Below are 23,519 nucleotides of genomic sequence, written 5' to 3' on the forward strand. Positions count from 1 at the left end.
CAGCAGAGTCTTGTACTGCTTCAAAACTCATCGCATACGGCTTGAGCTGGGAGTTCTCCGAAAGGGCTACGCGACTCGGTGGTACTCGTTGATCAACCCGTCGAGTAGCGTCCGGCGCTTGATCGGACCTTCCAGGGGTACGACGGTCCGCCCGTCATGATCGGGTGACAACTGCCGGCAGGACCGGTGCGGGCGATGCCCGTTGTAGTGATCGGCATAATCGATCAGCACCAACCGCAAATGCCGTTCGTCGTAGATCAGCACTCAGCCCGCACCCATCGTTCAGCGTAGCAGTTCGCCCGCGGCGTCCGCGGCGGCGTCTTCACCACCGCCACTCCCCCGTCGGCGAAAACCTCGTCGAAGACGAGCATCGGCGCTCTCGGCGGTGCATGAGGGCAATCCGTCGCTTGCGATTGGACCAGATACTCCGGACAGCGGCAAAACGGTCGAGGGGCAGCGGCGACCGCGCTGCCCCTCGACCGTTTCCACGCGCCTACCAGTGCAATTCCCCGCTTTCGTCGCGGAACGTTCCTGTTGGACCGTCCGCATCGAGGGTTGCCAGGCGTACGACAGTTCTGGCGCTCTCTTCGGGTGACCTTCCGATTCCGAAGGCCGCGGTCATGTCGGTGGCGGTGGTGCCGGGCTCGATTGCATTGAACTTGATGCCCGGCTGGGCCTTGGCGTACTGAACCGTGAGCATGGTGGCTGCTGACTTGGACGCGGAGTAAAGCGCGAGGGGCAAGTGGAACTCCGGCCGGTCGGGGTTGTTCACTGCCCAAAATGACCCGGCGCTGCTCGAAACGGTGACCACGTTAGGGTTCGATGATCTGCGCAGCAGGGGAAGTGCCGCCTCCGTGACGCGCACGATTCCCACCGCGTTGGTGTCGAACACGCGGAGAGCCGTGGGACCGTCGATGACTCCCTCTCCCAAGATGCCCGCGTTGTGCACCAGAACGTCGAGTCGGCCCTCAGCCGCGTCGATCGTCGCCAGTGCGCTGCTCACCGATGCGTCGTCGGTCACATCGAGGTGAACGAATCGTGCGCCAAGTGCTGCTGCGGCCTTCTCGCCTCGTTCGACGTCACGCGCGCCGATGTAGACGACGTGGCCCAACTCCAGAAGCTGTTTGGCTGTCTCGAAGCCGATGCCCTTGTTGGCCCCGGTGATCAGTGTGATGGTCATGCTTTTCCTTTCGACATATCTGGAGCGATGCCGCCACGGCCGGCGCCTGACAGCAGCCCGGGCCGGCCGTGTCCGCCCATGTGTTCGGCTTTCCGATCTATGCCACCGGCCCGGGAAGTCGAGCGCGATGTCGGCCTGAGCCGTGCTGACGGCCGCCACCGCGTTCAACTACGCCCGGTGCCGAGACTTGCACCATCCCTCGGACACCTGCGGGCGTCCCTGGCCCTGCGGCGTTCTCCGGGTTGCTGATGATCGCGGAGGTCAGCCGGTCAGCTGCCGGTGTAGTTCGCCGGCGTCGTGCAGGGCCGTCATATGCACGAACCGGCCGTCACGGACCTGATAGATGGCGTACTCGACGATTTCGAACGAGGCGCCGGTGGGAGCCACACCGAGCCACTCCTTCACCGGAGTGCCCGTGTTGACCAGACGCGCAGCCAGGCGGTCACCGTCGAAGAGCAGTTCCTTGAGCTCCCAGTGCAGGTCCGGAACCGCGTCCACGTCAGCCTTCTGAACCGCGATGAGGTCGTCCCGGGTGGCCGGCTCACTGTTCAACGTGGTCCGGTCGTTGATGAACTCGTCCATGCCGTCGAACCTGTGGGCGTTGAGCGCCTGGATGTAGCGCAGGTAGAACGCGCGTAGATCGCTGTCGGACATGAGATGACCCTTCTGTATGGCAGCCCCCGAGTCGGGGCTCCGACCACATGTCGTCAGGACGCGACGCCTTCACGGCTCCACCAACGTGGACGTCGGCGATGAGGGGCTCGGCGTGTACGCGGCGACCAAGGCCGCCACCCGGCAGTTCTCCCGGACCTGGGCCAACGAGCTCAAGAGGCGAGGTATCCAGGTCAACCCCATCACGCCCGGCCCGACCGATACCCCTGCTTTGAGGGGGCTCACCCCGACCCGGAGCAGTTCGAGCAGCACCTGGCTACGCGCGTGCCGCTGGGCCGGCTCGGGCGCCCGGAGGAGATCGCCGCGGCCGTGACCTTCCTCGCCGGCGAGCAGAGCAGTTTCATCCCGCCAGTCGCACGGCACTGGCCAGGCCGATTCCGGTGCTACCCCCGGTGACGAGAGCGGTCTTACCGTCAAGTAGCCCCACGATGATGCCCCCTTCGAGTTTTGCATCGATCGCTACAGAAGTCCGACGTTAGCACTTCTGTAGCGATCGCTGCAAAAGGCGGTAGGCTGAAGGAGTGGGGAGAAAGCAGAGCGGCCCCATGGGCCGGCCGCGAAAATTCGATGCCGACGAAGCTCTCGAGCGCGCCGTGCTGACCTTCTGGGAGCACGGCTACGAGGGGGCCAGCACGGCCCACCTGGCGAACGCGATGGGCATCTCCACCACCAGCATGTACGCGGCCTTCGGCAACAAGGAAGAACTGTTCCGCAAGGCCCTGGAGCGCTACACCGAGGGCCCGAGCGCATACCTGGTGCAGGCTCTGGAGGAGCCGACTGCCCTCGGCGTCGCCACCGCGATCCTGGCCGGCACCGTTCGAACCACCACCCGCCCGGCCCATCCCCACGGCTGCCTGGGCGTCCAGGGCGCCCTGGCCGCCAGCGACTCCGGGCGTGAAGTCCGCGACCTTCTCGTCGCCTGGCGCAACAGTTCCTACTCCTGTGTTCGAGAGCGGTTCCAGCGAGCCGTCGACGACGGCGACCTTCCTCCGGAAACCGATCCGGGGCTCCTGGCCCGCTACGTCACCACTCTGGCGTTCGGTATCGCCGTGCAGGCCGCGAGCGGTGTCGGCCGCGACGAACTCCAGGAGTTGGCCGACGCCGCCCTACGCAACTGGCCGCTCTCCTGAGAACCTGTCCCGCTCGAAAACCCAGTTTCGCGCTGTGAGCTGGGGTTTCGCTGCACGATCAGAGCGGCGGCTGCCATCATCGCGAGGTGGTGTTGTCGCTTGTCTGCCGGTTGATGAGGAGCTTTTTCGGCCTGCTGGCGGTGCTGGTCCGCTCTGATCTGTCCAGGGACGTTGAGCTGCTGGAGCTTCGTCAGGAGAACCGAGTGCTCCGCCGTCAACTCGGTGGCCGGCCGCGGTGGGGTCACGCTGACCAGCTCCGGCTTGCGGCGTTGTCCCGGCTGATCCACCGCCGCCGGTGGGCGGAGCTGTTCCCGCTCACCCCGGCGACAATCCTGCGTCGGCACCGTGAACTCGTAGCGCGTGAGTGGACCTTCACCGGCAGGATCCGCCCGGGACGGCCCAGCACCCGTCGGCCGGTCAAGGCGCACGCGATCGTCGCGTGTGACCTCCTGGTGGTCGAGACGGTACTGCTCAAACGGCTGAATGTGCTGGTCCTCATCGAGGTGGCGACGCGGCGTGTGCACATCCCGGGCGTGACCACGAACCCGACCGGCGCTTGGACGGCCCAGCAGGCCCGTTACCTGCTCATGGACCTCGGCGAGCGGCTCGACTCCTTCCGCTTCCTCATCCGTATCTTCGATGCCGTTTTCGCCAGCGCGTGCGTGACGGTACTCTCGGGGCAACTGCTATTCCGAGCGATGGGTGCGCACCGTACGAGCCGAGTGCTACGCCTGCGCCACCGCGTCCTCCCTGTGCGAACATCTCCTGGTGGGCTCCCCCGAACCGCAACGGACCTCGAACACCCGAAGCGTTCAGCGGAGCCCGCCCGCACGGATGACACCGCCACTTCGGAGCCGGTGGCGAAGCGGGCTTGGTCGGAGGCGGTGAAAAGGATGAAGTCGGCGATCTCGTCGGGGGCTGCGTTGCGGGGGACGGCGAGGTTGTCGACGGGGACGATCGGATTGCCGTCGGGGTCGTAGGCCAGGGGCGTTTCGATGATGCCGGGATGGACGGCGTTGACGCGGATGTTGTCGCGGGCGAGTTCTTTGGCGGCGGCGCGCATGAGCCCGCGCAGTGCCCATTTGCTGCTGCTGTAGGCGACGAGGCCGGGCGCGGCGGTGAGCCCGGCGATGGAGTTGACGTTGACGATGGCGCCGCCGCCGGCTTTGCGCATGGACGGGGCCGCAGCGCGGATGCCGAGCAGTGCGCCGGTGAGGTTGGTATCGAGCACACGCCGGAACTCGTCGAGCGGGATGCGCTCAGTGGTGCCGATGCGCAGGTAAGCGGCGTTGTTGACCAAGATGTCCAATGATCCGAAGTGTTCCTAGGTCCGGGTGATCGCCTCGGCCCACTCTGTCTCGCTGGTGACGTCGAGGCGGACGCCGAGGCTGTTGCCGCCGACCTCCTCGGCTACCTCGTCGTAGCGGCTGCGGGACGCGGCGACGACGTTCGCGCCGGCCTGCGCGAATTGGACGGACAGCGTGGTGCCCAGCGCGCCGGAGGCGCCGGTGATCAGGACGGTCTTGCCGGTGAAATCGAACATGACGGGCTCCTTCAGTGGGAGGTGGAGGTGGTGAGGGCAGGTGCGTGGACGACGTCGTCGGCGTCGGTGGAGTAGGCAAGGCTTCGCCCGGCCTCCAGGGCTTCGAGGCGGCCGCGCAGGGCTGTGGTCGCCAGCTCGTAGGCGTCGGAGCCCAGCGTCAGGCGGAGCGGCGCCTCGGCCTGGTCGGCGGAGGCGATGATGGCCGCCGCCATCTTGACGGGGTCTCCTGGTGTGGGCAGCGGCGGCAGTTCGCCGGAGAGCACGCGTCGCAGCTGCCCGGACGGGCCGTCGGCGTATTCGGGCAGCGGTGCGCCGAGGACGGCGCTGCCGGCGCCGAAGTTGGTGCGGGACATGCCGGGCTCGACGATCGTGACGCCGATGCCGAACGGCGCGAGCTCGGCGGCGGAGGACTCCCAGAATCCCTCGATTCCCCACTTGGTGGCGTGGTAGAGGCTCATGGCAGGGAAGGCGATCTGGCCGCCGACGCTGGCGATCTGGATATAGCGTCCGCCTCCCTGCCGGCGCAGATGCGGGGTGGCGGCGCGGGCGAGCTGGATCGAGGCGGTGAGGTTGGTCGCGATCTGCCGGTCGATCTGCTCGTCGGTGAGTTCCTCGGGTGCCCCGAACAGGCCGTAGCCGGCGTTGGACACCACGATGTCGATGCGGCCGAGGTCGGTGAACGCGCGGTCCACGACCTGACGCAGCGCGGTCGTGTCGGTGACGTCCAGGCGGGCTCGCCACAGTTGCCGGCCGTAGCGGGCCGCCAGGCCATCGAGGGACTCCGGACGTCGTGCGGTGGCGGCGACCCGGTCTCCCCGGGCGAGCAGTTGTTCGGTGAGTTCACGGCCGAAGCCGGAGGAGGTTCCGGTGATGAACCAGGTGCGCATGAGGGCTCCCCTTCGTTGGTAACTAACTAGATACATTCATACGGCATGCCATGCCGTATGTAAATCCCTGGATAGTTATGTACGATGGGTGGATGCCACCTGACGCGACCGAGACCAAGCGGCGACTCATGAAAGCGGCGGTCGACGAGTTCGCCCGGTACGGTCTAGCCGGTGCCCGGGTCGACCGCATCGCCGAGAACGCCGCGGCCAACAAGCGGTCGATCTACATGCACTTCGGCACCAAGGAAGAGCTGTTCGACAAGGTTGTCGCCGACACCTTCCTGGAGCTCGCGGCATCGATCCCCTTCGGCGACGATCACCTGATCGGCTACGCCGGGGACCTGTTCGACCGCCTGGAGAAGTGGCCGCACGTCCGGCGGCTCTACCTGTGGGCAGGGCTGGAACGAGAGCAGTCCTTCGAGCCCGAGGTCGCGGGATACCGCGCGAGGGTCGTCGCGATCGCGGCCGCTCAGCAAGCGGGCAAGCTCCGCACCGACATCCCGCCGGCAGAGCTCATGGCCATGGTGATCGGAGTGGTGATCAGCTGGGACAGCGCCGCCTGGTCGCTGAAAGCTCTGCAATCGGAATTCGGTTTCCACGATCTCGCCAGCCGCCGGGCCGCGGTGGTGAGCGCCGTGGCCGGGCTCGTTCAGCCACCCCGACCCCACTCCTGAGAACCATCCAACGACACACCGGTGAACTGGCCGCCACGGTCGCGGATCAAGAAATTCAGCTCCGTCATGTCGGTGCCGGTGTTCATCAGGAAGTTGCGAGCCGCCTGAGCCGTCAACGTGCCGGTGGGATTGGCAGTGACGCCGAGCAGGTGGGCACGACGGCTGCCGCGTTCGGGCGCAGCGGGGTCGATCCCGGCCTGCTTCAGTCTGTTCCAGACGGTGGAGGCGGCGATCGTGTGGCCGAGGCGGGTCAGTTCACCATGGATACGCCGGTGACCCCAGCTCGGGTTCTCCGCGGCCATGCGCAGGATAAGTGCCTTGACCGCAGCCGGACGCGGTACACGGTCCTGGCCCGCTCCAGCAACCCCTTAGCCGCCAAATAGCGATCCTGGAATCACGCCATCGAGCGATGCGAGTCACAGAGTGCGGTCACCGCCACCGTGACCGCGACCGACCGTAACCAGCATCCCTCGCCCTTCGGGCTTGCTGGTTACGGTCGGTCGCTGTCGTCGGGCCGGCCTTGATCGGCGTTCCTGCCCTTCTTCTTGCTGCTCTCCAGCAATACGGCGATGCCGATGGCGATCAATATGCCGATGGCGGAGATGATCCAGCCTGCCGGGTCCATCTGAGTTCCCTCTCTGGGCTCTGTCCTCTCAGCGGTACTTGTTCGGCGGGCCCGTCTGCGGTGCGACGAGCCCGCCGTTCGGCAAACCTCTCGACGTACCCGTCCCCGACGGGCAAAACCCTTTCAGCGAGCGAAACTCAGCGGAGCACGCGGGGACACCGAGCTCCGTCATCTGATGGGCCTTGCGAAAGACCTCGATCACGGCGGCCGGCGTGCCGATGTCAGACGGCGGGTCGCCGGCCACCGTGATCAGGTCCGCGTCGTAGCCAGGCAAAGTCTTGCCGTTGCGCTCCCCCGTTCCGCGGCCCGCGTCTCCTCGGGGTGCGTATGGGCCTCATCGTCAACCCCCGATCTTGGATGAGACCGTCTCGGGGCCCTGAGGAACCTCCGGAATCGGATCGGGCGCTGGAGTCGGGTTATGAGCGGGTCGTCAACACTTCTTCAGGTTGTAGAACGTGCCGGGCGACCTGTAGTAGTGGGTCCGATACCCACCAGGTCTGATGGTCCAGCACGGTCCATTGGGCCACCAGGCGATCCTCGCCCTCACTTGCTTCGTCTGCCCGCACTTGTTCTTGATCGTGACGCTACGGTAGAAGCCGACGTCGTTGATCCAGATGTCGTAGCAGGACACCTTCGCGCCAACCCTGCCTGACAGGTTCCCGGACCGCGCGGCTGGTGCTGTGGCACCGTCTGTGCCGGCGTGAGCAGTGCCCACGAAGCCGACTCCGGCGAGGGCGCCGGCCAGCACGAGGGCTCCCCCTATGATCGCGATACGCACGGTGTTTCCCTCCTTTTGTCGGGGCGCCGGCGTGGGTTAGCCGCAGGCCTTCGGAGTGGTGCCGCTGCCCTTGTTGGCGCGGCCGATCCCGGTCGTCACACTGCCCGTGGCCTTGGCACAGACGCCGCTGGGGGCGTAGACCATGTTGCCCCAGTGGTGCCCGCCGTTCCCGGGGCGGTAGCTGAAGGATCTGCTCGTCTTGCTGGTAAAGACCGTGATGGCGCCGGAACCGCTCTTGGCGACCGACACCTCGCCCCAGTTGGTGCCGCAGCGACGAGAGTAGAACAGCCGGATCGTGCCCAGGCTGTCGCCCACCTCGTTCTTCAGCGAGGCCTTCTTCCCGGTGTTCACCTTGGTGCTGGCGCACCCGGTCGTGTAGGGGTCCATTCCGTCGTAGGGGTGAGCGCTCGCTGGTGCTGTGGTCATCACGACCGATGAGATCGCCGCTACGGACACCGCAACCGCTGCTCTATGGATCTTCACGTCGAACCGACTCCTTTGCGACAGGCCCAGGCATGCAGGACGGCCAGAAAGCACTCCGCATGCCCAGGGGTTCTTTTGGTCGACGACGGTTTGCCACACCCCACGCTGACCACCGTGGATGGGTCCGATTCGAACCCGCGTACCGTCGCCGACGGACTGAAAACGCCCCCTCACCACGTGGCCATGTGTCGACGCCGGCTTAAAGCAGGTGCCCTTCCGGGCCACCGCCTGAGCACGACGCGGGCCACTCAGACCATGAGATGGGGGCTGCGGATGAGCCGTTGTAGCCAGTTCTCGCAACGGCCCCATCGCGATCTTTCGAATGAACCCGCAGATGACGGGCTTACCGGACCGACTCGGACAGCCACCGGCCACCTGCGTCAACAATCCTGCGGGTCAAAACAACTAGTGGCAGGCGACGCCCGTGAGGCTACGACGACCGTTGTAGCTCTCGTAAGGGCCAGTGGCGTCCTCGTGCATGGCGTGGATGCTCACGCACAAGTTCTTGCCGTAGACCTTGACCGGGCCGGCGTAGTACTTGAAGCTGCCCTCTTCCCGGTCGTGGTTGTTCTTGATGGCGTCCTCGGCGTAGCGCTCGTTGTACATCTCGATGAATAGCGGGGTCTTCTCGCCGTAGCGGGCCTGTCCGGGGCGCTTGACCAGGGCGGCGCAGTTCCAGCCGCTGGCCGGGTTGTAGAACAGCTTGATGTCGCTGCGGTAGTAGGTTTCGCCGGTGAGCAGGTCCTTCAGGGGCACCCGCCAGCTTCCCACGAGGTTGCCGCGGCAGCCGTAGGCGCCCGCGTTCGCCGCCGACGGAACCGCGATTGCCGTCGCCGAGACCGTCGTTGCCGCCGTGAGGATCGTGAGGATTCGCTTGAACGTGCTGTTGCTCATGGTGTGACGGCGGGCCTGCTTGTCCGATGGGGCGTCGCCCGGCCCGTGGTCCCGTCTCTGGGCATGCGCCGTTTTCCTGTCTACCCTCGGGGGCATTCGCCGCGAAAGTCTGTGCCGAAATGCACACTGAACCGTCCTTTTTCGTTCGCGGCTCGGGGGTGCACCGGCGCTCACCCGTACAAGAACGTCAGGAGGGGTTCGGTGGCACCTTCTTAGCCGGCAGGCACACCTCGTCGGCCGGGCGAGCCGTTGCGCACGCCGAAGTGCATCCCGACTCCCATCCGACTCAGAAAGCGGCCTCGCTCAGGCGGGCGTTGAGGAGGCGTCCAGGTTCCGGGCCGTAGTCGTCGGGAAGCCGAATACCACCCGGGGTGGTCAGCGGCTCAGGTCGGGGCCCGCGATCGACGTCGCGGCCGGGCGGCGGCCGGTAGGCCTGGCGGCGTGCACGCTCGTGCTGCCGCCCGGGTGTAGGGCGGGTGGGGTCGTCAGTCCGGCTCTCGGCCGAGAGCCAGGTCGCGCTCGACCGCGAAGAGGCACAGCAGGGGCGGCTGCGGCGCCACTACCGCCTGACCGACGACGGCGCCGAGGCCCTGCGCCTGCCGGAAAGTCCATCCATGCAGTTCAAGCGGCATGTGAGTACTCGTGGAGAACCCCGCCGAGCCGATCTCGTCGGCGTATATTCAGGTTATCGATTCGCTTCGGATCCGTGATCGGATCTGGGACGGTACGCAGCGGAGCCGCTTGAGCCCGGACTCGGTGCTCGTTGTAGAAGTGTTCGTACTCGCGCAGGGCGTGCCGCAGGCGGCGTTCGTTCCGTTCAGCACGGTCTGGATGCCGGCGTCGGACAGGATCTCGTCCATGAGAGCCGGAAACTTGGTAGCGCGCCCGGCCCGTTCAAGGTGATGTTCTCGATGAAATCGCAGGCCAACAAGGCGTCAAGTGGCGAGCGCAGGAAGTCGGCCCACGTCGTGGACGCCCTCTCGGGCGCCGGATCAAGCCCTTCCCGCTTGAGGATCTCCCAGATCGTGTACGGGGCGATCTTGATGCCGAGTGTGGTGAGCTCACCGTGCACCCGCCGATATCCCCACGGGGGATTTTCACGAACCAGTCGCAGCACGAGGACACGAATGGAGCGAACCGTGGGCGGGCGCCCTCGCCTGTTTGGCCGGCAGGTCTGGGCGTGACGCCGTTTCATCAGATCGCGGTGCCCCGGACGAGCAGCCGTACCTGGCGCGGGACCCCCGTGGCAGCGATGTCAGCAGCGCGGCCAGGAAGGCTCAGTCCTCGGGCATGAACCTCACTCTGGCATCGGCGCCGAGCTGCCGTTCAAGCATGGTGATCTGATGGCGCGGGGCGAGTATCTCGACGTCCTTGTCCCGATTGCCCATGGGTAGCAGCCGCAGCACGGCAAAGGCGTTCGTAACAGTGACATAGGCCAGGCGAAGGAGCACGGCCGATCATCATGCCGCACCCGCCCCCTCCTTGGTGGTGCAGAATGCTCAACCATGGCGGCTTTGTGCGCACTGGTCGGCGGGCGGGACACTCCGTCCCGTTTGCAGCGTCTTGGGGCGAAAGCATGAGGTGGCGACTCGCAGCCTCAATCGTTTGCGCGCTGGTCGCTGCAGTGCTGGCCGCCGCACAGGTCCTCGCCGCGCACCGCTTGGGCATCAACGAATGGACGACCGCAGGGGGTTCGTACTCGGAGTACATCGACTGGGACCACGCAGTAACTCGTTCCACATGGTATCCGGTCGCTTCCACGCTGGTCGCCTCCGCGATCACGTACCGCGTGTTTCAGCGTGCGCCGTGGTCGTGGCTGTGGCTGCCGCCGGCAGCTTGGCTCGGCTCCTGTCTGACCGCTACCCCGCTTCTGTACGGCCTGGCATCCGCAGCGCCGGAAGACGGCATCAACTCCAGCCCGCTCGAGGTGGCCTGGGCGACCATCTTCGGCGGCGTGATCGGCGTCGCCGCTGCGATGGCGGCGCTGCGGTATCGAGAGATCGGGGTCGGCCTGCTGGCCTACACCCTGTGGGTCTCCCTCCTGGAATTCGCCAGACCGTGGTGGTGGGACAGGGCGCCCACCTTCGACCCCATGCTCACGGAAGCCGGGCTGAGTAGCAAGACCGGTCAGTACGTCGTGAAGGCGACCTTCATCGAGGCCGGTGGGATCACTGCCGGGCTGATCGGACCAGTCATGGTCAGCGGAATCATCGCGGCGTGGGCGGCGGCACAGCACGGCCGATGGAAGCGCGGTGTCCAAGCGGGCGTGGCCGGTCCGCTTCTGCTCGCCTCTGTCTACCTCACGATCGACCCAGGCTTGGACAACCAGGACAGCATTCAGGCCACTCTGTGGGCCTACTCCCTGTTGGCGGTGGTGATCGGGCTGTGCGTCAGCGTGCTCACCGCCACCGTCGCCCAGATCATCGCGAAACGGAAACAGGCCGGTGTCTGTTAGAGCGTGTCCCGTGATCATGTGATGGCGGTGGGCAGGAGGTCCCCGCCAGCAAGGTCACCGACTTTGCTGGGGAGGCGGCGGTGCCGCCGTGTTGCGCGATTACGGGGGCGGAAGCCGTAGCTGCACGGTTCGGGATAACACCAAGGAAACATGTCCCGCCCTAGAACTGTGGCTCGACATCTGATTGTTCGGACTTCCACAGAGGGAGACTTCATGGTTTCGCGTCGAGCGACAGTAGCTCGCGTCGCCTCGGTGGCGTGCGCGGCGCTGGCCCTGAGTGTGGCCGCGCCCGCGACCGCCTCAATATCTGCCGACCCCATCAAGGTCGGGGATGTGCAGAAGGCGATGGAAGACTTGGTGAAGACGGGCTCTGTGGTGGGCGCCATCGGCGAGGTGTATGTGGACGGCAAGCGGGTCGGGAAGGGATCGGCCGGGTCCCGCTTGCTCGACGGCAAGGGTGGCGCGATCCCGTCTACCGCCCGCTACCGGATCGGCTCGCAGACCAAGGGCATGACCGCCACCGTGGTGCTGCAGCTGGTCAAGGAGGGCAAGCTGAGCCTGGATGACAAACTCAGCGCGGTCCTGCCGGAGGTGGCGGACAAGGACCTGGTGGAGCGGGCCGACGAGATCACGGTACGCAACCTGATCCAGCTGACCTCGGGCATCCCCGACTACATCGGCGCGGACGTGAATCCCCTGGACCCCACGCGCAACTATCGCCCGACCGACCTGCTGGCGGCCTCGCGCAAGAACCCCCGGCCCGTGGAGATCGGGACCTTCAACTACTCCAACACCAACTACATCCTGCTCGGCATGATCATCGAGAAACTGGCCGGGAGGTCACTGGCCGCTGAGTTCAACCGCAGGCTCTTCACCCCGCTCGGAATGCGCGATACCTACCTGCCCATGAAGGCTTCGGTGGGCATCAAGGGCCCGCACGGGCACGGTTACGCCCCGGACGAGACGGGCAAGCTGCACGATGTCGACAAGCTCAACGTCACCACCATGCTCGGCGCCGGCGGCGTGGTCTCCACCGCGCGCGACATGAGCACCTTCCAGCGCGCCTTCCGCCAGGGCAGACTCCTGCCGGAGTCGCTGCGCAAAGTGATCACCGATCCGGCGCCTGGCATGCCGCCGCTGCCTTCGGGCGGCCCGTGCGCCGGCAAGCCCGAGTTCGCCTCAGGAGGCGGGGGCAGCGCCCCCGGCTTCACCGCCGCGACCTACACCTCCTCCGACGGCCGCCTGCAGTTCGCCGTGTCCGTGACGGTGGCCATGGACGATGCCGAGCGCATGACCACGCCGCAACGCATCACCAACGCTCTCAAATCGGTGTTCTGCCCGGCGACATAAAGCGTGTCCTGTTCTCACGTGACGGGGTCCCGGAGCCAGATCCGGATCGAGGCGACATCGATGGTGCCCTGGTAGATGCGCTCTCGCTTGTCGAAGCGGGTGGCCACGGCCCGATGCTGGCGGAGCTTGTTGACGCAGCGCTCGACGGTGTTGCGTTCCTTGTACCGCTCAGCGTCGAAGTTGGGCGGGCGGCCTCCGGCCGAGCCCCACTTGAGGCGGTTGGCCTTTTGATCCTTCTTGACAGGGATGACCGCCTGAATACCGTGTCTGCGCAGGTAGGCGCGATTTCCCCGAGGGGATTACGCCTTGTCGCCCATCGCGCGGGCGGGCCGCTTGCGCGGCCTGCCCAGCCCGCGCCGCCGGATACGGATGGACTCCATCAGGGGGATGAAGCGGGGCGAGTCGCCGTGCTGGCCGGGGCTGGTGAGCCGGGCGATCGGACGGCAGCGCCGGTCGGCGACCAGGTGAATCTTGGTCGACAGGCCACCTCGGGAGCGGCCCAGCGCCTCCCGACTCGACGTCACCCGTTCGTGATCTTTATCGGCCCCTTTGACGGGATGTCGAGGGCCGGGGCATGCCGCGCCCCGGCCGCGTGCTGGTGGGCGCGCACCACCGTGGAGTCGGCGCTGACCGTCCAGTCCTCGCCCTCGGCCTCATCGCACCCCGCCCGCAACTCATCGAGGATCCGTGCCCAGGTCCCATCCAGTGACCAGCGGCGATGCCGGTTGCAGGCCGTCTTCCACGCCCCGTAGCAGGGCGGCAGGTCCCGCCACGGGGTGCCCGTCCGCGTTCGGTGGAAGATCCCGTTGATCACTGTCCAGTGGTCGTTCCACCGCGCGCCCCAGCCCGTGCTCACCGGCAGCAGCGGCTCCAGCCGTGCCCACTCCTCCGGGACGCGCCCTAGTTCCGGACCCCAAATCCGGCTTTGAAGGGGATCTGGTGAGCTGGAGGTCACTACGTGCACGCCCCGCCAAGTTCAGCCGAAAGGGACAGGCAGGGATTCGAGGTCGTGTACGCCGACGAGAGGGAGGGAGGCGGCGGGCGGGATTGGTGGCCAGCAGATTTCTCACCGACATTTCTCGACTGCTTGGCCAAGAGCGCTGTCCAAACTGATGTCCTCTGTCATCTATGGTTGACCAATGTCACTGGAAGTTGATGGCCATGAGGTTCATGCCGCCATAGTTTGACCGGAGAGGCTCCGGTCGTCATGAGTGGCAGTGGAGAAAAGGGATGGCTCGCCTCGTGGGAGAGGTTCTGTGAGACGTGTTCATGTGATCGCTATTGTCGCGGGAACGATCGTCACTCTTGGGCTGGCAGTCGTCATGATCTTCATGACGGCCAGAGTGCTCACAGCGAGGACCGGAGCGCCCCGATCTGAGCCGCACGTGACGTCCTTTGGGCTGCTGCCCGTGCTTGAGACGTCCTCCATTCCCTGCGCTACGGGTACGGTGGGCGCTCTCGACGGCACCTCGTGTTACAAGCTCGGCCAGGGCATGACCGACATCACAGCAGAGAAGGCGGCAGCCGGCCTGTCCGGAGGGGCGACCTGGGTAGTCCAGGTCACGCTCAACAACACCGACAGTGCCAAGTTCGCCGCGCTGACATCGGCCCTGTACCAGCTGCCCGCCCCGCGGAACCAACTCGCCATCGTCATCGACGGCAAAGTGGTCACCGCACCGGCCATTACACAGCCGATTTCTGGTCCCGTGCTGGAGATCAGTGGTGCCTTCACCCAGAAGGACGCCACCGACCTAGCCAGCCGGCTGACTGGCGTGCCTGACTGACCCATGCCTTCGCCAACCTATGTGATTACGCACTCTGAGTCGCAGGAAGGTGCCTGGGAGACGCAATCAAGCTTCGGTGGCACACGCTCATCCTTCGGTGGCACAGGACAACTGACCCGCAAACGCTGCCACTAGTCACCGACGAATCAGCGGCCCGCGCGGCGGTTTCCCGTTCGGCGGTGCGGAGGAAGTCGGCGACCTTGCCCGGCATGTCGAGGGTGACCGGCAGCTCCGGGGACAGGCTGTCCTCGTCGGCGGGGGTGTGCGCGGGCATGAGGTCGGCGAGGGCCGTGCGGATGGCGCCGGGGCTGACGGCGTGTTCGCGGGTGAGGACGGCGATGGAGCGGCCTTCCAGGTACGCGGTGCGGAGGTCTTCCCGGCCGCCACGGCCGGGCGGCGGCCGCCCTTGCGGCCCTTGGCCTGGGCGGCCCGCAACCCGTCGTAGGTCAGCTCGAGGACGCCCGGGGCCAGGGCATGGTGGGCCGTCCGTCGTCCAGGTATGCCGCCAGCGGGCCGGCCATCTGGGACTGTGCCGGCGGATGCAGGGCCAGCCCGGTGGCGTAGGTGGCGAGGTAGCCGACCTCATCGGAGGCCGTGGAGTTGAGGTCGCCGAGCAGTTCGACCGCGTGCGGGACTATCCGGGAGAGGGCGTCCTGCACGCAGTATCGGACGTACAGCGAGTCGGCGAGCGTCGACTCGTCCAGGCCATCGTCGCTGACGCTCACACCATAGAGAAACGTGGGCACCATCGTGAACGCCAGTTCATCGCCCGTGCCCTCCTCGCGGGGGACCATGACTCTGACGGCGAGCAGGTTCATTGACCGGGCCAGACTGCGCGGGCCCGTCCTGCTGCCCAGTGCGCGCTGCACCGCAGGGCGTCCAGGGCGCCGGCTCCCTGCCCGCCGTTGGAGATCGGCACCAGCAGCCCGGGGCCGCCGTGGTCTGTGAGGCGGCCCCGCCGCAGGCCCCGCAGGCGCGTTCCCGGATTCCGGGTGCGCGCCTGCTGCCAGGGGTATCAGTGCTGGCCCGGCAGGTCACGGAGAAGCGGCTCTACGCGAAGGTCGCCAGGGCCGCGCACCGGGCGGACCGCGCTCCCGGGCACTTGATGGCGCTGCTGGAGGGGCGGCAGGTCTCGAAGTTGGAGCGGCTGCGCAGGCCGCCGACGCGGACCACGGGCGCGGGGATCGTGAACGTCACCAGGCCCTCGGCGACCGCGACGCCACCCTCCGCATCACCGGCACAGAGCTGGTCGAGGGTCGGCGCGCAGGGGCCTCGCCCCCGCAATCGTTATCTTGGATTCTTTCCCTCTTCTCGCAGGTCAGAGCGAGATGATCTTTTAAGGCACGTTGGCTGGCGTTGAAGGCATGTTGCATCGATGTCGGCGCTGGGGCTGGCCCGGTCAGCGCGTGCGGCGGCGGGCGGGGTCATGCTCGGCGGTGATGCGAGCGGAGATTTCTTCGCCCAGGCGGATGTCGTGGCCGGAGGCCGGCCAGGTGGGGTGTTCACGGATAGGTTGGACCAGCGGCTGAGACTGGGCTACGAAGATCGCTTCCCTCGAGGGCGCTGATCGTTTCTCGCCACCGCCGCCCCACGAGACCCTCGGCGATTCAGTGACGCATGGCACGGATCAGTACAGGCAGCGCGACGAGCAAGGCGATTCCTCTCAGCGCCCCCGCGACCGGGTACGGCGCGCGGAGCCCGAACGCGTGCGCCACCAGCCCCCCGGCCAGCGCCCCGAGCGGGATCAGTCCCCAGCCGAGCATCCTGTAGACGCTGTTGACCCGGCCGAGCATCTCGGACGGCACGATCCGTTGCCGGAGGCTGACGGTCACAATGCTCCAGAGCGTGGTCACGAAGCCGTTGACGGCTAGCAAGGCGCCGAGCACGATCACGTTCGGGCTCAGCCCGATCCCGAAGAAGATGACGACGTTCGTGATGAGCGCGGCAAGAAGCGCGGAAAGCTCGCCCATCCTCTGGACGAGGCGCGCGCTGACCAGCCCGCCGAGCAGACTGCCGATCGCGGCGCCGGCGAGCAGCAGCCCGTAACCGGGGGCATCCAGGCGCAGTGTCTGGGTCGCCAGGAGGACCAGGGAGACGTTGCCGAGCTGAAAGCAGAAGGTGTTGACGCCGAGCAGGATGGCGAGGGTACGCAACAGCCGGTGACGGGCCAGCCAGCGCAGGCCGTCCGCGATCGCCGTCCGCATCGGTGGATGTTCGATTCGCTCGCGCCTGCGCCTGGGCAACGTCGCCAGCAGCGCGGCGGACAGGGCGAACGAGGCGGCGTCCACACTGAACGGCAACGCCACGGCGACCGCGAACAGCAGGCTGCCGGCCGGTGGCCCCGCGAACTGCAAGCCGACCGTGGTGATGACCTGCTGATGGCCGTTCGCCTTGTGCAGCAGCGGCTCGGCGACGATATCCGGCAGCACCGCCTGGGCCGCGTTGGCGAAAACGACCGTACACGCTCCTAGCCCGAAGGCGATGATGGCGAGCATCGGGATGCCGATCTGGCCGAAGGCGGCAAGGACCGCGATGACAGCGACGATCAACGCCTGGATCGCCTGAGCGCGCCACATGAGGGCGACGCGGTCGTGCCGGTCGACGAGCGCGCCGGCGGGCAGGGACAGCAGCAGCCAGGGAAGGTATGTCGCCGCGGACACGATCGACACGAGCCGGGGGTCGCGTGTGACCGTGACGGCCAGCAGGGGAACAGCCGCGGCGAACGCCCCGTCGCCGACGCTGTTGATACCGGTCGCCCACCACAACCGCCAGTAGCCCGCAGACAAGCGTGACTCGGTCTCACATTGCGTCATGTTCCGTGCCATGTGGTGATCTTCGGCTGCCGGGCGCCGGCACGACAGTATTTAGGCGAGTGCTAAATAATCGATCTGTGGCGCTGATGATCGATCTTGGTGTGGCCGAGTTGGCGGCGACCCGGTTCGCGATCTCGCCGCTGTCGGAGACCGTGTCCGGCTTGCAGCAGCTGGGTGATCTTGACCGGAACCCGCTCCACCTGCGGTGGCTGCGGTGGGCGGCGGATGAGCTCGCCAGAAATCCCCTGGATCTCTCGCATACATGGCCGCTGATCGTCAGCGACCGGCCGAACTGGCCGGAGTTCCTCGTTCCTGCCCCGCTCGGCTCGGGGGCATCCATCGACGACGACCTTGCCGCGTTGCGCAGGACACCCGCATCTCAAGTGCGGATCAGCCTCCGGCGCGTGTTCGGCGAGGACCTCCCCGCCCCGGCCGCCGCGCTCGCTGAACAGCCGGCGGCAGGGCTGCGTGCGATCGCCGCGGAACTGCGTGCGGCGCACGACCGGCTCATCGCGCCGCACTGGTCACGGATCCGGGCCGTCCTCGATGCGGATGTCATCCATCGGGCCAAGCAGATGGCTGCGGGCGGTGCCGAGAGGTTGTTCGCCGACCTGCATCCGGATCTGCGCTGGCGCGATGGCCGGTTGATACTGGGGGGAGCACGCTGGCGGGTCGAGCGTGTCGTGGAGCGCGGTCCGGGTGGGCTGGTGCTCATGCCGGTGGTTCTCGGCTCACCCTACGTGCTGATCAAGAAGAGGACGTCCACACAGACCACAGTGCGCTATCCGGCACGAGGCGTCGGGGCGCTGTGGACCGCCGGAACGCAGGCACCCGCGGGCAGCACGGTCCGGCTGCTCGGTCGGGCGCGCGCCGAACTGCTTGAGGCACTGCGGTCCCCCGCAACGACGACGGACTTGGCCCGACTGCTCGGGATCACGCCCAGCGCCGTGTCACAGCATCTTCGCGTACTGCGCGAGAGCGGGTTGGTCACCCGCGAGCGATCCGGGCGCAGCGTCTTGTATATGACGACTACTCTTGGGGCTTCCCTGAGCGGGACAGTCATCTAGGAAGTATCCCGTGGATCATTGAACCGGCCACGGAGCCAGATCCTGATCCAGACGACGTCGACAGCGCCCTGGTGGATACGTTCAAGCTTGTCAGTGGGGCGGGCGCGCCGGGGAAACGGATCAGCCGCGAGGCTGACACCACGCCCCGGTCCGACCCAACCCTGTTGCAGTTCCGGCAGCAGCCTCGCCCAGCGGGAACATCCGGCCTCGAAGATGTACCCCAGGGTGGCGGTCGGATGGTACGAGCTGGCGGCTACACACCCCGGCTTGTGCGAGATCGCCCCGAGTGACCAGCGCATCCAGCGCATCCAGCGCCGCGGGCAGCCCGGGGTCGGCCTGCTCGGCGCGCTTGCGACCCGCTCCGGAGCGGGTCGCAAGCGGCCCTCGGCCAGCGGACGGCACCCCTCGTTTCGGGCGGTCTTACATGGAGTAGGCGCCGGAGGCGAGGGCGATGACGCCGACCACGGTCATCAGCAGCGCCGAGCCGGGGTGCATGGCGATCGAGATGCGGATGTCCTGCTTCTTCCAGGCGAGCCAGACGCCCGGGTAGAGGAAGACGAGCTTCGACAGGACCGTCCAAGGGGCCCAGAAGTGGTACACCGAGAAGAAGAAGGTGTTGAAGAACGGAGCCCACTTGCCGAGCTGCGGGAGGCGGGGCAGCAGGAAGCCGCGGAAGTAGTACTCCTCGAGCAGGGGCAGGGTGAAGCCGGTGAACGGCGCGCAGATGAGCAGCGTGGTGAGCACGAGCTCCTGCGGGTAGCCCTGGAGGTAGGCGGTGCCGTCGGGGCCGGCGCCCTGGTAGTTCACCCAGGTGAAGAACCAGTCGTAGACGATGTTGTCCAGGGGGGTCAGCGAGAGCGAGACCACGGTCATCCACACGAGGCACGCGGCCCCGAGCCAGAAGACCTTGCCGCGCGAGAGCGGCTTGTCGCGGTAGTGGACGACGCCCTTCATCGTGAAGCGGCCGGTCTGCTTCTTGCCCAGCCACAGCAGGAACAGCTGGAGCGGGAAGAGCACAACCGCGAGGGCGATGGCCCAGGCCAGGAAGATCGGGAAGTGGATCGCCCGGACCAGGGGGGCGGCGATGAACGCGTACACGGCGACGATGACCGCGCCGGGCACCAGGTGTAGTGCGATGGAGAACGGGACGGAGTGACGGTCGGCGAGGAGCTTGGCGACGAAGCCTTTCGGCTGGGCGCCTTGGGTGTCGGCCGGGGGCTGCATTGCTGTATCCATGCCGGGAAGTGTGGCCCCGCGACTTGACACGGACCTGATGTCGCTCTGATACGGCTTCGAGTCGCCGTGAAAGGCGCAGGTACGGCGGGTGCGGACCGGGCGGGAGCTCAGGTCTGCACCCGGCCTTCCTTCGGGAGTCACCCGCCCGCGTACTGAACAGCACGGGCTCTGGTCCCGTCCTGGCTGTGCGCCACGGCGCGGAGTATGCCATCCTCGCCGCGCTGCACGCCAGCCGAAGTCCTCCAATGTGCGAGGTGACGGCGACGGGAAACCAAACGGCCTGATCAGCTCCATACTCACCGGCGCGACCCTCCGGGCCGGCATGACCCTGACGGCCAGCGCGCCCGATCCCGCGGCCACACGCCCTGCCCGGCACGCACCCCAGGCCGCGGCACAGCGCGCGGAGGGACCGCTGCTGGCCGACGCGGTCACCATGCTGCCGGTGGCCGCCGAGCGGCGCGAGGGCTACCAGCGGAACAGCTTCCGGCACTGGGTGGATGCCGATCGCGATAACGTTTTGCCCATCAGCGTGCAGACTGTCTCATAGCGTCGGATCACGCCGTCTGGGCCTTCGGCATCCCATGCGGCAGGCTTGCGGCCATGAGCAACGTATCCGAGTCGTTCGTACAGCGCTCTCGCACGAGGATTGCTCTCCTCAACGCTTAGCTCCGCGCGCTGCAGCCCCCTGGCGATAATGCGCTGCTCGGCCGCATGAATCAGAACAGTCCCGATGCCGCAGGACTGCAGAGCGGGGAGCACAGCCAGTTGCCATAGAGTTCCCGCTCCTGGGCTTACCTCATAGTCAACACCGCCGATCGCCACCGGCCGGTCAGATGGGGGACAAACGGCCAAGTAGTCCACGACGCCGCTCCGCGAGCGCTTGAGCTCTCGCGCGACCTGCGTCAGGTGCAGAGCCGAACCGGACCACGAACACCACTGCAGATCCTCCTGGGTCAGATCACGCACTGACAGACTTACTACGACTGCCGACATCGACAACACCTCCCTGCCGAACAGCGTAGAAGGGTTCTACAACCCTCGGCGCCTGCATTCGGCGCTCGGCACCCCGCCCCCCTGGAGGTACTCAAACGAGTCCCTCTCAGCCCAAACAGCCGCATAGGCTACGCCCCCAAGACGGCTGTCCGAAATCACCGTGGCCCCTCAACCGGTGAAGCCGCACAGTGCGTCCCCTAAGCCGGCGAAGGCTTTCGATCATGGAGCTAGTTGGGGGGATGGAATGGGATCTGGGCGAGCTTGTCGCGAAATACGACGTACCAGGCGCACAGGTCGCCGTGCTGGCCAACGGGGAAATCCAGGACGAGGCTGCGGGCGTGCTGAGTCTGCGCACCCAGGTCGAGGCCACGACCGACTCGGTGTTCAAGATCGGCTCGATCACCAAGATCTGGGCGGCCACGCTGATCCAGTAACTGGTCGACGACGGTGTGCTGGATCTCGACCGTCCCGTTCGCGACTACCTGCCCGGCTTTCGGCTGAGCGACCCGGCCGCCACCGGGTCCCTGACCGCCCGCCACCTGCTCACCCACACCGGCGGTATCGACGGCAACCATTTCACCGACACCGGTCGCAACGATGACGCGATCGAGAAGTTCGTCGCCACCCTCGCCGAGGTGGACCAACTCCTCCCGCTCAACACCGTCTTCTCCTACTCCAACAGCGGGTATGTGGTGCTCGGCCGACTCGTGGAGGTGTTACGCGACAAGTCCTTTCACGACGTGCTCCGCGAACGCCTGGTGACACACTGGGCCTGCACACCGCTGCTACCGACCCCTACGAGGGATCCTGCACTGCGCCGCGGTCGGCCACGTCCAGACCGACGGAAAGGTCGTTCCGGCGAAGGCGTGGGCGGTTTCCTACTACTCCGCGCCCAGCGGCTCACACTTTGCGATCAGCGCACGCGACTTGCTGGAGTTCGTCCGCCTGCATCTCACCGACCCCGCGCTGGCGGCACTGCGCGAGCCCCAGGTGGAATCCGTCCTGGACTACGGCGGCGGCGTCACCGGCTGGATGCTCTACCAGGACGGCGTCGTCGGCCGCACCGGCGTCGCCAAGGGACAGAAGGCATGGCTTCGCGTCGTCCCATCGGCGGGTGTGGCGGTGGCCGTGCTGACCAACAGCACGGGCGGCGAACGCCTGGCCTACGAGATCTTCGGTGCGGCGCTCAGGGACCTTGCCGGCGTCGAGACGGCACCACGACCCGTGCCACCCCTGAACCCGACCGGGACCGACGCGGACCGCACGTGTTATCTGGGGTGACTCCTGGTAGTCGGCCATGTCTGGCAAGTAAGGTTGGCGCTTACTTGCCAGACAGATATCTAGGGTCTTCAGCCATGTCAGGTGTGCTGCCTCGGTACTACCGGCCTGAGCGGGCGGTGGCCGCCGACGAGTCGGTGTTGTGGGTGGTGGTTGATGAGGATCTCGGGCTTCATGTCGAGGCGTGCGTGTATCTGGCGGGGCTGCGTAGGGCGGGGCGGGCGTTCAGAGGTGTCGCCGAACGCCAAGGCCGGCGTAGTTGATCTAGGTTTCGCCGAGGCGTGGACACACTCATGCCGGTGCCCGACGGATCCGCCACTCGGCCGCCGGCCGATGTCACCTCCGCGCCTCGGAGGCATTGCCGTGGGCAAGCGAGGGCCATCGGTCCGCGGCCCACTCCGGCCAGCCCAGCCACCCCGGTGGCGGACCGGGGATGTCGCCGCCACCGAGTTCGGCGGCATCTGGTGCCTGGAATTGCTTCCGCCATTTGTCGATGTCCGCCTCGCTCATCGGAAATGTCGTGTGCGGTGCGGTTGCCTGGCGGTGTGCGATCCGGGCGCGTTGGACGTCCTTGTCGATGGGCAGGTAGATGACTTGGCAGGCTGCCCCGGCCGATGTTGCCAGCCAGCGCAGTGCCGACCGTTCGTCGCGGCTCCAGAGCCCGAAGTCGAGCACGACGTTGGTGCCCAGTTGCAGCGCTTGCAGCGCTAGCACGATGAGCCGTCCTTCCAGGATGTCGCGCTTGCCGTCGGGCTGCGACCCGTCGAACAGGGAGATCATCCACTCGTCCGGGGTCAGCCGCAGCGCGTGGTGAGCCGCGGCGAGTTCTTCGGCCCGGGTGGTCTTTCCGGCGCCGGGGAGCCCGACCATCAGGAGAAGCTTGGCGGGTTCGGGCTGCCCATCATGGTTCGGCTTAGCTTTCGCGGTGGCTGCGGCCGGCTTGTCGGCGACGGCGAGCAATGCCTCGGACGTGCGAGGGAAAGGGTCTTGGTGCGTTGGATGGAACTGCTGCGACATGGATTTGCTCCCCGGATCACGCAGGACGATCCGGCAGCACAGCGAGACACGCGATCGGGCTGCCGGCGGGACACTGATCCGGCGGTAGGCCCTGACACTGACCCCAGCGGGGCAGGCAATGAGGCCACGGTTTACGGCAACCGCGATACCGCCGCTAAGCGGCGGCGCGGATGTTCATAGCGGCGAAGCAATCCATGCCGCCACCATATCCGACAGCACCAGCATGGTCGTCGACCGCGGCCGCGGTCAGTGACCGTTCGGTCCTGCCACTGCCGATCAGTGCAGCGGCTCCAAGTCGTCGTCGGTGTCCCACCGCGTTGAGGGCCAGTGTCGGTGTACAGGTAGATGTGCACAGGCGGGTACACGTAACCGGGCTCTGTCGCTGATCTTGTGACGCGGGACGTCAGTCCCGAAGCAGGATCTTCTTCCGGAGAAGGTCAAAGTTCGCGCGGCCGTCCCCCTGCCGTTTGATCAGCTTGACTCTCGTGTTCTGTCCTTCGACCTGGCCAGAACTCCAGGGTACCGACAGCCCGGCGGTCACCGCGTCCAGGTCGAGCGCCAGACCTGCGGCGTACTGGGCCAGCGGGGGCAGGCCGCTGCCGCGGACCTCCTGGATCCACGCCGCGAGCCGGCGTCCAGTTCCGGGCAGGCGGCACGGAT

30 protein-coding genes and 4 pseudogenes are annotated in these 23,519 nt (G+C 66.8%); 12 read left to right on the plus strand and 22 right to left on the minus strand.

Annotated elements, in window-relative coordinates; genetic code table 11:
• Positions 1 to 66: 66 nt before the first annotated feature.
• The 3 genes from ABZX61_RS31450 to ABZX61_RS31460 form a co-directional block, all read right to left on the minus strand.
• Positions 67 to 264, minus strand: coding sequence for a hypothetical protein (locus tag ABZX61_RS31450; protein WP_355199762.1), 198 nt, complete (start codon positions 262 to 264; stop codon positions 67 to 69).
• Between the two features lie 229 nt (positions 265 to 493).
• Complete coding sequence (locus tag ABZX61_RS31455; RefSeq protein WP_355199763.1) at positions 494 to 1,180, minus strand: SDR family NAD(P)-dependent oxidoreductase; 687 nt, start codon at positions 1,178 to 1,180, stop codon at positions 494 to 496.
• Positions 1,181 to 1,441: 261 nt separating this feature from the next.
• Positions 1,442 to 1,834: an ester cyclase gene (locus ABZX61_RS31460; RefSeq protein ID WP_355199764.1), complete on the minus strand. Its 393-nt coding sequence runs from the start codon at positions 1,832 to 1,834 to the stop codon at positions 1,442 to 1,444.
• Between the two features lie 16 nt (positions 1,835 to 1,850).
• Between ABZX61_RS31460 and ABZX61_RS31465 the strand changes: the two genes are divergently transcribed.
• From ABZX61_RS31465 to ABZX61_RS31475, 3 genes are all read left to right on the plus strand, one after another.
• Positions 1,851 to 2,165 carry an SDR family NAD(P)-dependent oxidoreductase gene (locus tag ABZX61_RS31465; RefSeq protein ID WP_355199765.1) on the plus strand — a complete coding sequence of 105 codons (315 nt, stop codon included), beginning with the start codon at positions 1,851 to 1,853 and terminating at the stop codon, positions 2,163 to 2,165.
• Positions 2,117 to 2,248, plus strand: a complete 132-nt coding sequence (locus ABZX61_RS31470) for a hypothetical protein (protein ID WP_355199766.1) — start codon at positions 2,117 to 2,119, stop codon at positions 2,246 to 2,248. The genes ABZX61_RS31465 and ABZX61_RS31470 overlap by 49 nt, the downstream gene beginning before the upstream one ends.
• 125 nt (positions 2,249 to 2,373) lie before the next feature.
• Positions 2,374 to 2,982: a TetR/AcrR family transcriptional regulator gene (locus tag ABZX61_RS31475; protein WP_355199767.1), complete on the plus strand. Its 609-nt coding sequence runs from the start codon at positions 2,374 to 2,376 to the stop codon at positions 2,980 to 2,982.
• A gap of 577 nt (positions 2,983 to 3,559) precedes the next feature.
• Here ABZX61_RS31475 and ABZX61_RS31480 read toward each other — a convergent pair.
• Both ABZX61_RS31480 and ABZX61_RS31485 read right to left on the minus strand, forming a co-directional pair.
• Positions 3,560 to 4,525: pseudogene (locus ABZX61_RS31480) on the minus strand (SDR family NAD(P)-dependent oxidoreductase).
• 11 nt (positions 4,526 to 4,536) lie between these two features.
• Positions 4,537 to 5,412, minus strand: coding sequence for an SDR family oxidoreductase (locus tag ABZX61_RS31485; protein ID WP_355199768.1), 876 nt, complete (start codon positions 5,410 to 5,412; stop codon positions 4,537 to 4,539).
• Positions 5,413 to 5,504: 92 nt separating this feature from the next.
• Here ABZX61_RS31485 and ABZX61_RS31490 point away from each other — a divergent pair, with 92 nt between their 5' ends.
• Positions 5,505 to 6,086: a TetR family transcriptional regulator gene (locus ABZX61_RS31490; protein WP_355199769.1), complete on the plus strand. Its 582-nt coding sequence runs from the start codon at positions 5,505 to 5,507 to the stop codon at positions 6,084 to 6,086.
• Here ABZX61_RS31490 and ABZX61_RS31495 read toward each other — a convergent pair.
• The 9 genes from ABZX61_RS31495 to ABZX61_RS31535 form a co-directional block, all read right to left on the minus strand.
• Complete coding sequence (locus ABZX61_RS31495; RefSeq protein WP_355199770.1) at positions 6,062 to 6,388, minus strand: hypothetical protein; 327 nt, start codon at positions 6,386 to 6,388, stop codon at positions 6,062 to 6,064. The genes ABZX61_RS31490 and ABZX61_RS31495 overlap by 25 nt on opposite strands.
• Before the next feature lie 188 nt (positions 6,389 to 6,576).
• Entirely contained in the window at positions 6,577 to 6,711 is a 135-nt protein-coding gene (locus ABZX61_RS31500) for a hypothetical protein (protein ID WP_355199771.1), read from the minus strand.
• 28 nt (positions 6,712 to 6,739) lie between these two features.
• Positions 6,740 to 6,985, minus strand: coding sequence for a hypothetical protein (locus ABZX61_RS31505; protein WP_355199772.1), 246 nt, complete (start codon positions 6,983 to 6,985; stop codon positions 6,740 to 6,742).
• Between the two features lie 156 nt (positions 6,986 to 7,141).
• Positions 7,142 to 7,489 carry a hypothetical protein gene (locus tag ABZX61_RS31510; RefSeq protein WP_355199773.1) on the minus strand — a complete coding sequence of 116 codons (348 nt, stop codon included), beginning with the start codon at positions 7,487 to 7,489 and terminating at the stop codon, positions 7,142 to 7,144.
• A gap of 36 nt (positions 7,490 to 7,525) precedes the next feature.
• A complete protein-coding gene (locus ABZX61_RS31515) occupies positions 7,526 to 7,915 on the minus strand; it encodes a DUF2690 domain-containing protein (RefSeq protein ID WP_355199774.1) in 390 nt (129 codons plus the stop codon).
• 462 nt (positions 7,916 to 8,377) lie between these two features.
• On the minus strand, positions 8,378 to 8,866 hold the full coding sequence (locus ABZX61_RS31520; RefSeq protein WP_355199775.1) for a hypothetical protein: 489 nt from the start codon (positions 8,864 to 8,866) through the stop codon (positions 8,378 to 8,380).
• A gap of 485 nt (positions 8,867 to 9,351) precedes the next feature.
• Complete coding sequence (locus ABZX61_RS31525) at positions 9,352 to 9,498, minus strand: hypothetical protein (RefSeq protein WP_355199776.1); 147 nt, start codon at positions 9,496 to 9,498, stop codon at positions 9,352 to 9,354.
• A gap of 185 nt (positions 9,499 to 9,683) precedes the next feature.
• Positions 9,684 to 9,938 (minus strand): hypothetical protein, encoded by a 255-nt coding sequence (locus ABZX61_RS31530; protein ID WP_355199777.1) that lies wholly within the window; start codon positions 9,936 to 9,938, stop codon positions 9,684 to 9,686.
• Positions 9,939 to 10,143: 205 nt separating this feature from the next.
• The gene (locus ABZX61_RS31535) at positions 10,144 to 10,317 is read right to left on the minus strand and encodes a hypothetical protein (protein WP_355199778.1); all 174 of its coding nucleotides are present in this window, start codon (positions 10,315 to 10,317) and stop codon (positions 10,144 to 10,146) included.
• A gap of 173 nt (positions 10,318 to 10,490) precedes the next feature.
• On the opposite strand from ABZX61_RS31535, the gene ABZX61_RS31540 reads away from it, so the two are divergent.
• Both ABZX61_RS31540 and ABZX61_RS31545 read left to right on the plus strand, forming a co-directional pair.
• Positions 10,491 to 11,321, plus strand: coding sequence for a hypothetical protein (locus ABZX61_RS31540; RefSeq protein ID WP_355199779.1), 831 nt, complete (start codon positions 10,491 to 10,493; stop codon positions 11,319 to 11,321).
• Positions 11,322 to 11,489: 168 nt separating this feature from the next.
• Positions 11,490 to 12,671: a serine hydrolase gene (locus ABZX61_RS31545; protein WP_355199780.1), complete on the plus strand. Its 1,182-nt coding sequence runs from the start codon at positions 11,490 to 11,492 to the stop codon at positions 12,669 to 12,671.
• A gap of 14 nt (positions 12,672 to 12,685) precedes the next feature.
• Here ABZX61_RS31545 and ABZX61_RS31550 read toward each other — a convergent pair.
• Positions 12,686 to 13,590, minus strand: a pseudogene (locus ABZX61_RS31550) (IS5 family transposase).
• Positions 13,591 to 13,942: 352 nt separating this feature from the next.
• Here ABZX61_RS31550 and ABZX61_RS31555 point away from each other — a divergent pair.
• Both ABZX61_RS31555 and ABZX61_RS31560 read left to right on the plus strand, forming a co-directional pair.
• Complete coding sequence (locus ABZX61_RS31555) at positions 13,943 to 14,455, plus strand: hypothetical protein (protein ID WP_355199781.1); 513 nt, start codon at positions 13,943 to 13,945, stop codon at positions 14,453 to 14,455.
• Between the two features lie 262 nt (positions 14,456 to 14,717).
• Positions 14,718 to 14,900 (plus strand): hypothetical protein, encoded by a 183-nt coding sequence (locus ABZX61_RS31560; RefSeq protein WP_355199782.1) that lies wholly within the window; start codon positions 14,718 to 14,720, stop codon positions 14,898 to 14,900.
• Position 14,901: 1 nt separating this feature from the next.
• Here the strand turns inward: ABZX61_RS31560 and ABZX61_RS31565 are convergent, their stop codons facing one another.
• From ABZX61_RS31565 to ABZX61_RS31575, 3 genes are all read right to left on the minus strand, one after another.
• Entirely contained in the window at positions 14,902 to 15,273 is a 372-nt protein-coding gene (locus tag ABZX61_RS31565) for a hypothetical protein (protein ID WP_355199783.1), read from the minus strand.
• Positions 15,274 to 15,505: 232 nt separating this feature from the next.
• Positions 15,506 to 15,739 carry a hypothetical protein gene (locus tag ABZX61_RS31570; protein ID WP_355199784.1) on the minus strand — a complete coding sequence of 78 codons (234 nt, stop codon included), beginning with the start codon at positions 15,737 to 15,739 and terminating at the stop codon, positions 15,506 to 15,508.
• Between the two features lie 323 nt (positions 15,740 to 16,062).
• Positions 16,063 to 17,241, minus strand: coding sequence for an MFS transporter (locus tag ABZX61_RS31575; RefSeq protein ID WP_355199785.1), 1,179 nt, complete (start codon positions 17,239 to 17,241; stop codon positions 16,063 to 16,065).
• A 113-nt stretch (positions 17,242 to 17,354) separates the two neighbouring features.
• Between ABZX61_RS31575 and ABZX61_RS31580 the strand changes: the two genes are divergently transcribed.
• Positions 17,355 to 18,335, plus strand: coding sequence for a metalloregulator ArsR/SmtB family transcription factor (locus ABZX61_RS31580; protein ID WP_355199939.1), 981 nt, complete (start codon positions 17,355 to 17,357; stop codon positions 18,333 to 18,335).
• A gap of 420 nt (positions 18,336 to 18,755) precedes the next feature.
• Here ABZX61_RS31580 and ABZX61_RS31585 read toward each other — a convergent pair whose 3' ends face one another.
• Positions 18,756 to 19,571 (minus strand): CPBP family intramembrane glutamic endopeptidase, encoded by an 816-nt coding sequence (locus tag ABZX61_RS31585; RefSeq protein WP_355199786.1) that lies wholly within the window; start codon positions 19,569 to 19,571, stop codon positions 18,756 to 18,758.
• 322 nt (positions 19,572 to 19,893) lie between these two features.
• On the opposite strand from ABZX61_RS31585, the gene ABZX61_RS31590 reads away from it, so the two are divergent.
• Positions 19,894 to 20,118 (plus strand): hypothetical protein, encoded by a 225-nt coding sequence (locus ABZX61_RS31590; RefSeq protein WP_355199947.1) that lies wholly within the window; start codon positions 19,894 to 19,896, stop codon positions 20,116 to 20,118.
• On the opposite strand, the gene ABZX61_RS31595 is transcribed toward ABZX61_RS31590, so the two are convergent.
• Positions 20,037 to 20,564, minus strand: coding sequence for a GNAT family N-acetyltransferase (locus ABZX61_RS31595; RefSeq protein WP_355199787.1), 528 nt, complete (start codon positions 20,562 to 20,564; stop codon positions 20,037 to 20,039). The genes ABZX61_RS31590 and ABZX61_RS31595 overlap by 82 nt on opposite strands.
• Before the next feature lie 239 nt (positions 20,565 to 20,803).
• On the opposite strand from ABZX61_RS31595, the pseudogene ABZX61_RS31600 reads away from it, so the two are divergent.
• Together ABZX61_RS31600 and ABZX61_RS31605 are read left to right on the plus strand one after the other, a co-directional pair.
• A pseudogene (locus ABZX61_RS31600) lies at positions 20,804 to 21,316 on the plus strand (serine hydrolase domain-containing protein); the annotation flags it as partial.
• A gap of 55 nt (positions 21,317 to 21,371) precedes the next feature.
• Positions 21,372 to 21,845, plus strand: a complete 474-nt coding sequence (locus tag ABZX61_RS31605) for a serine hydrolase (RefSeq protein ID WP_355199940.1) — start codon at positions 21,372 to 21,374, stop codon at positions 21,843 to 21,845.
• A 333-nt stretch (positions 21,846 to 22,178) separates the two neighbouring features.
• Here the strand turns inward: ABZX61_RS31605 and ABZX61_RS31610 are convergent, their stop codons facing one another.
• Both ABZX61_RS31610 and ABZX61_RS31615 read right to left on the minus strand, forming a co-directional pair.
• Positions 22,179 to 22,859, minus strand: a complete 681-nt coding sequence (locus tag ABZX61_RS31610; RefSeq protein ID WP_355199788.1) for an ATP-binding protein — start codon at positions 22,857 to 22,859, stop codon at positions 22,179 to 22,181.
• Between the two features lie 403 nt (positions 22,860 to 23,262).
• Positions 23,263 to 23,433 (minus strand): annotated as a pseudogene (locus tag ABZX61_RS31615) (transposase); the annotation flags it as partial.
• Positions 23,434 to 23,519: the final 86 nt, after the last annotated feature.

It is taken from the genome of Nonomuraea sp. NPDC003709 (genome assembly GCF_040610775.1).
Classification (GTDB): domain Bacteria; phylum Actinomycetota; class Actinomycetes; order Streptosporangiales; family Streptosporangiaceae; genus Nonomuraea; species Nonomuraea angiospora_A.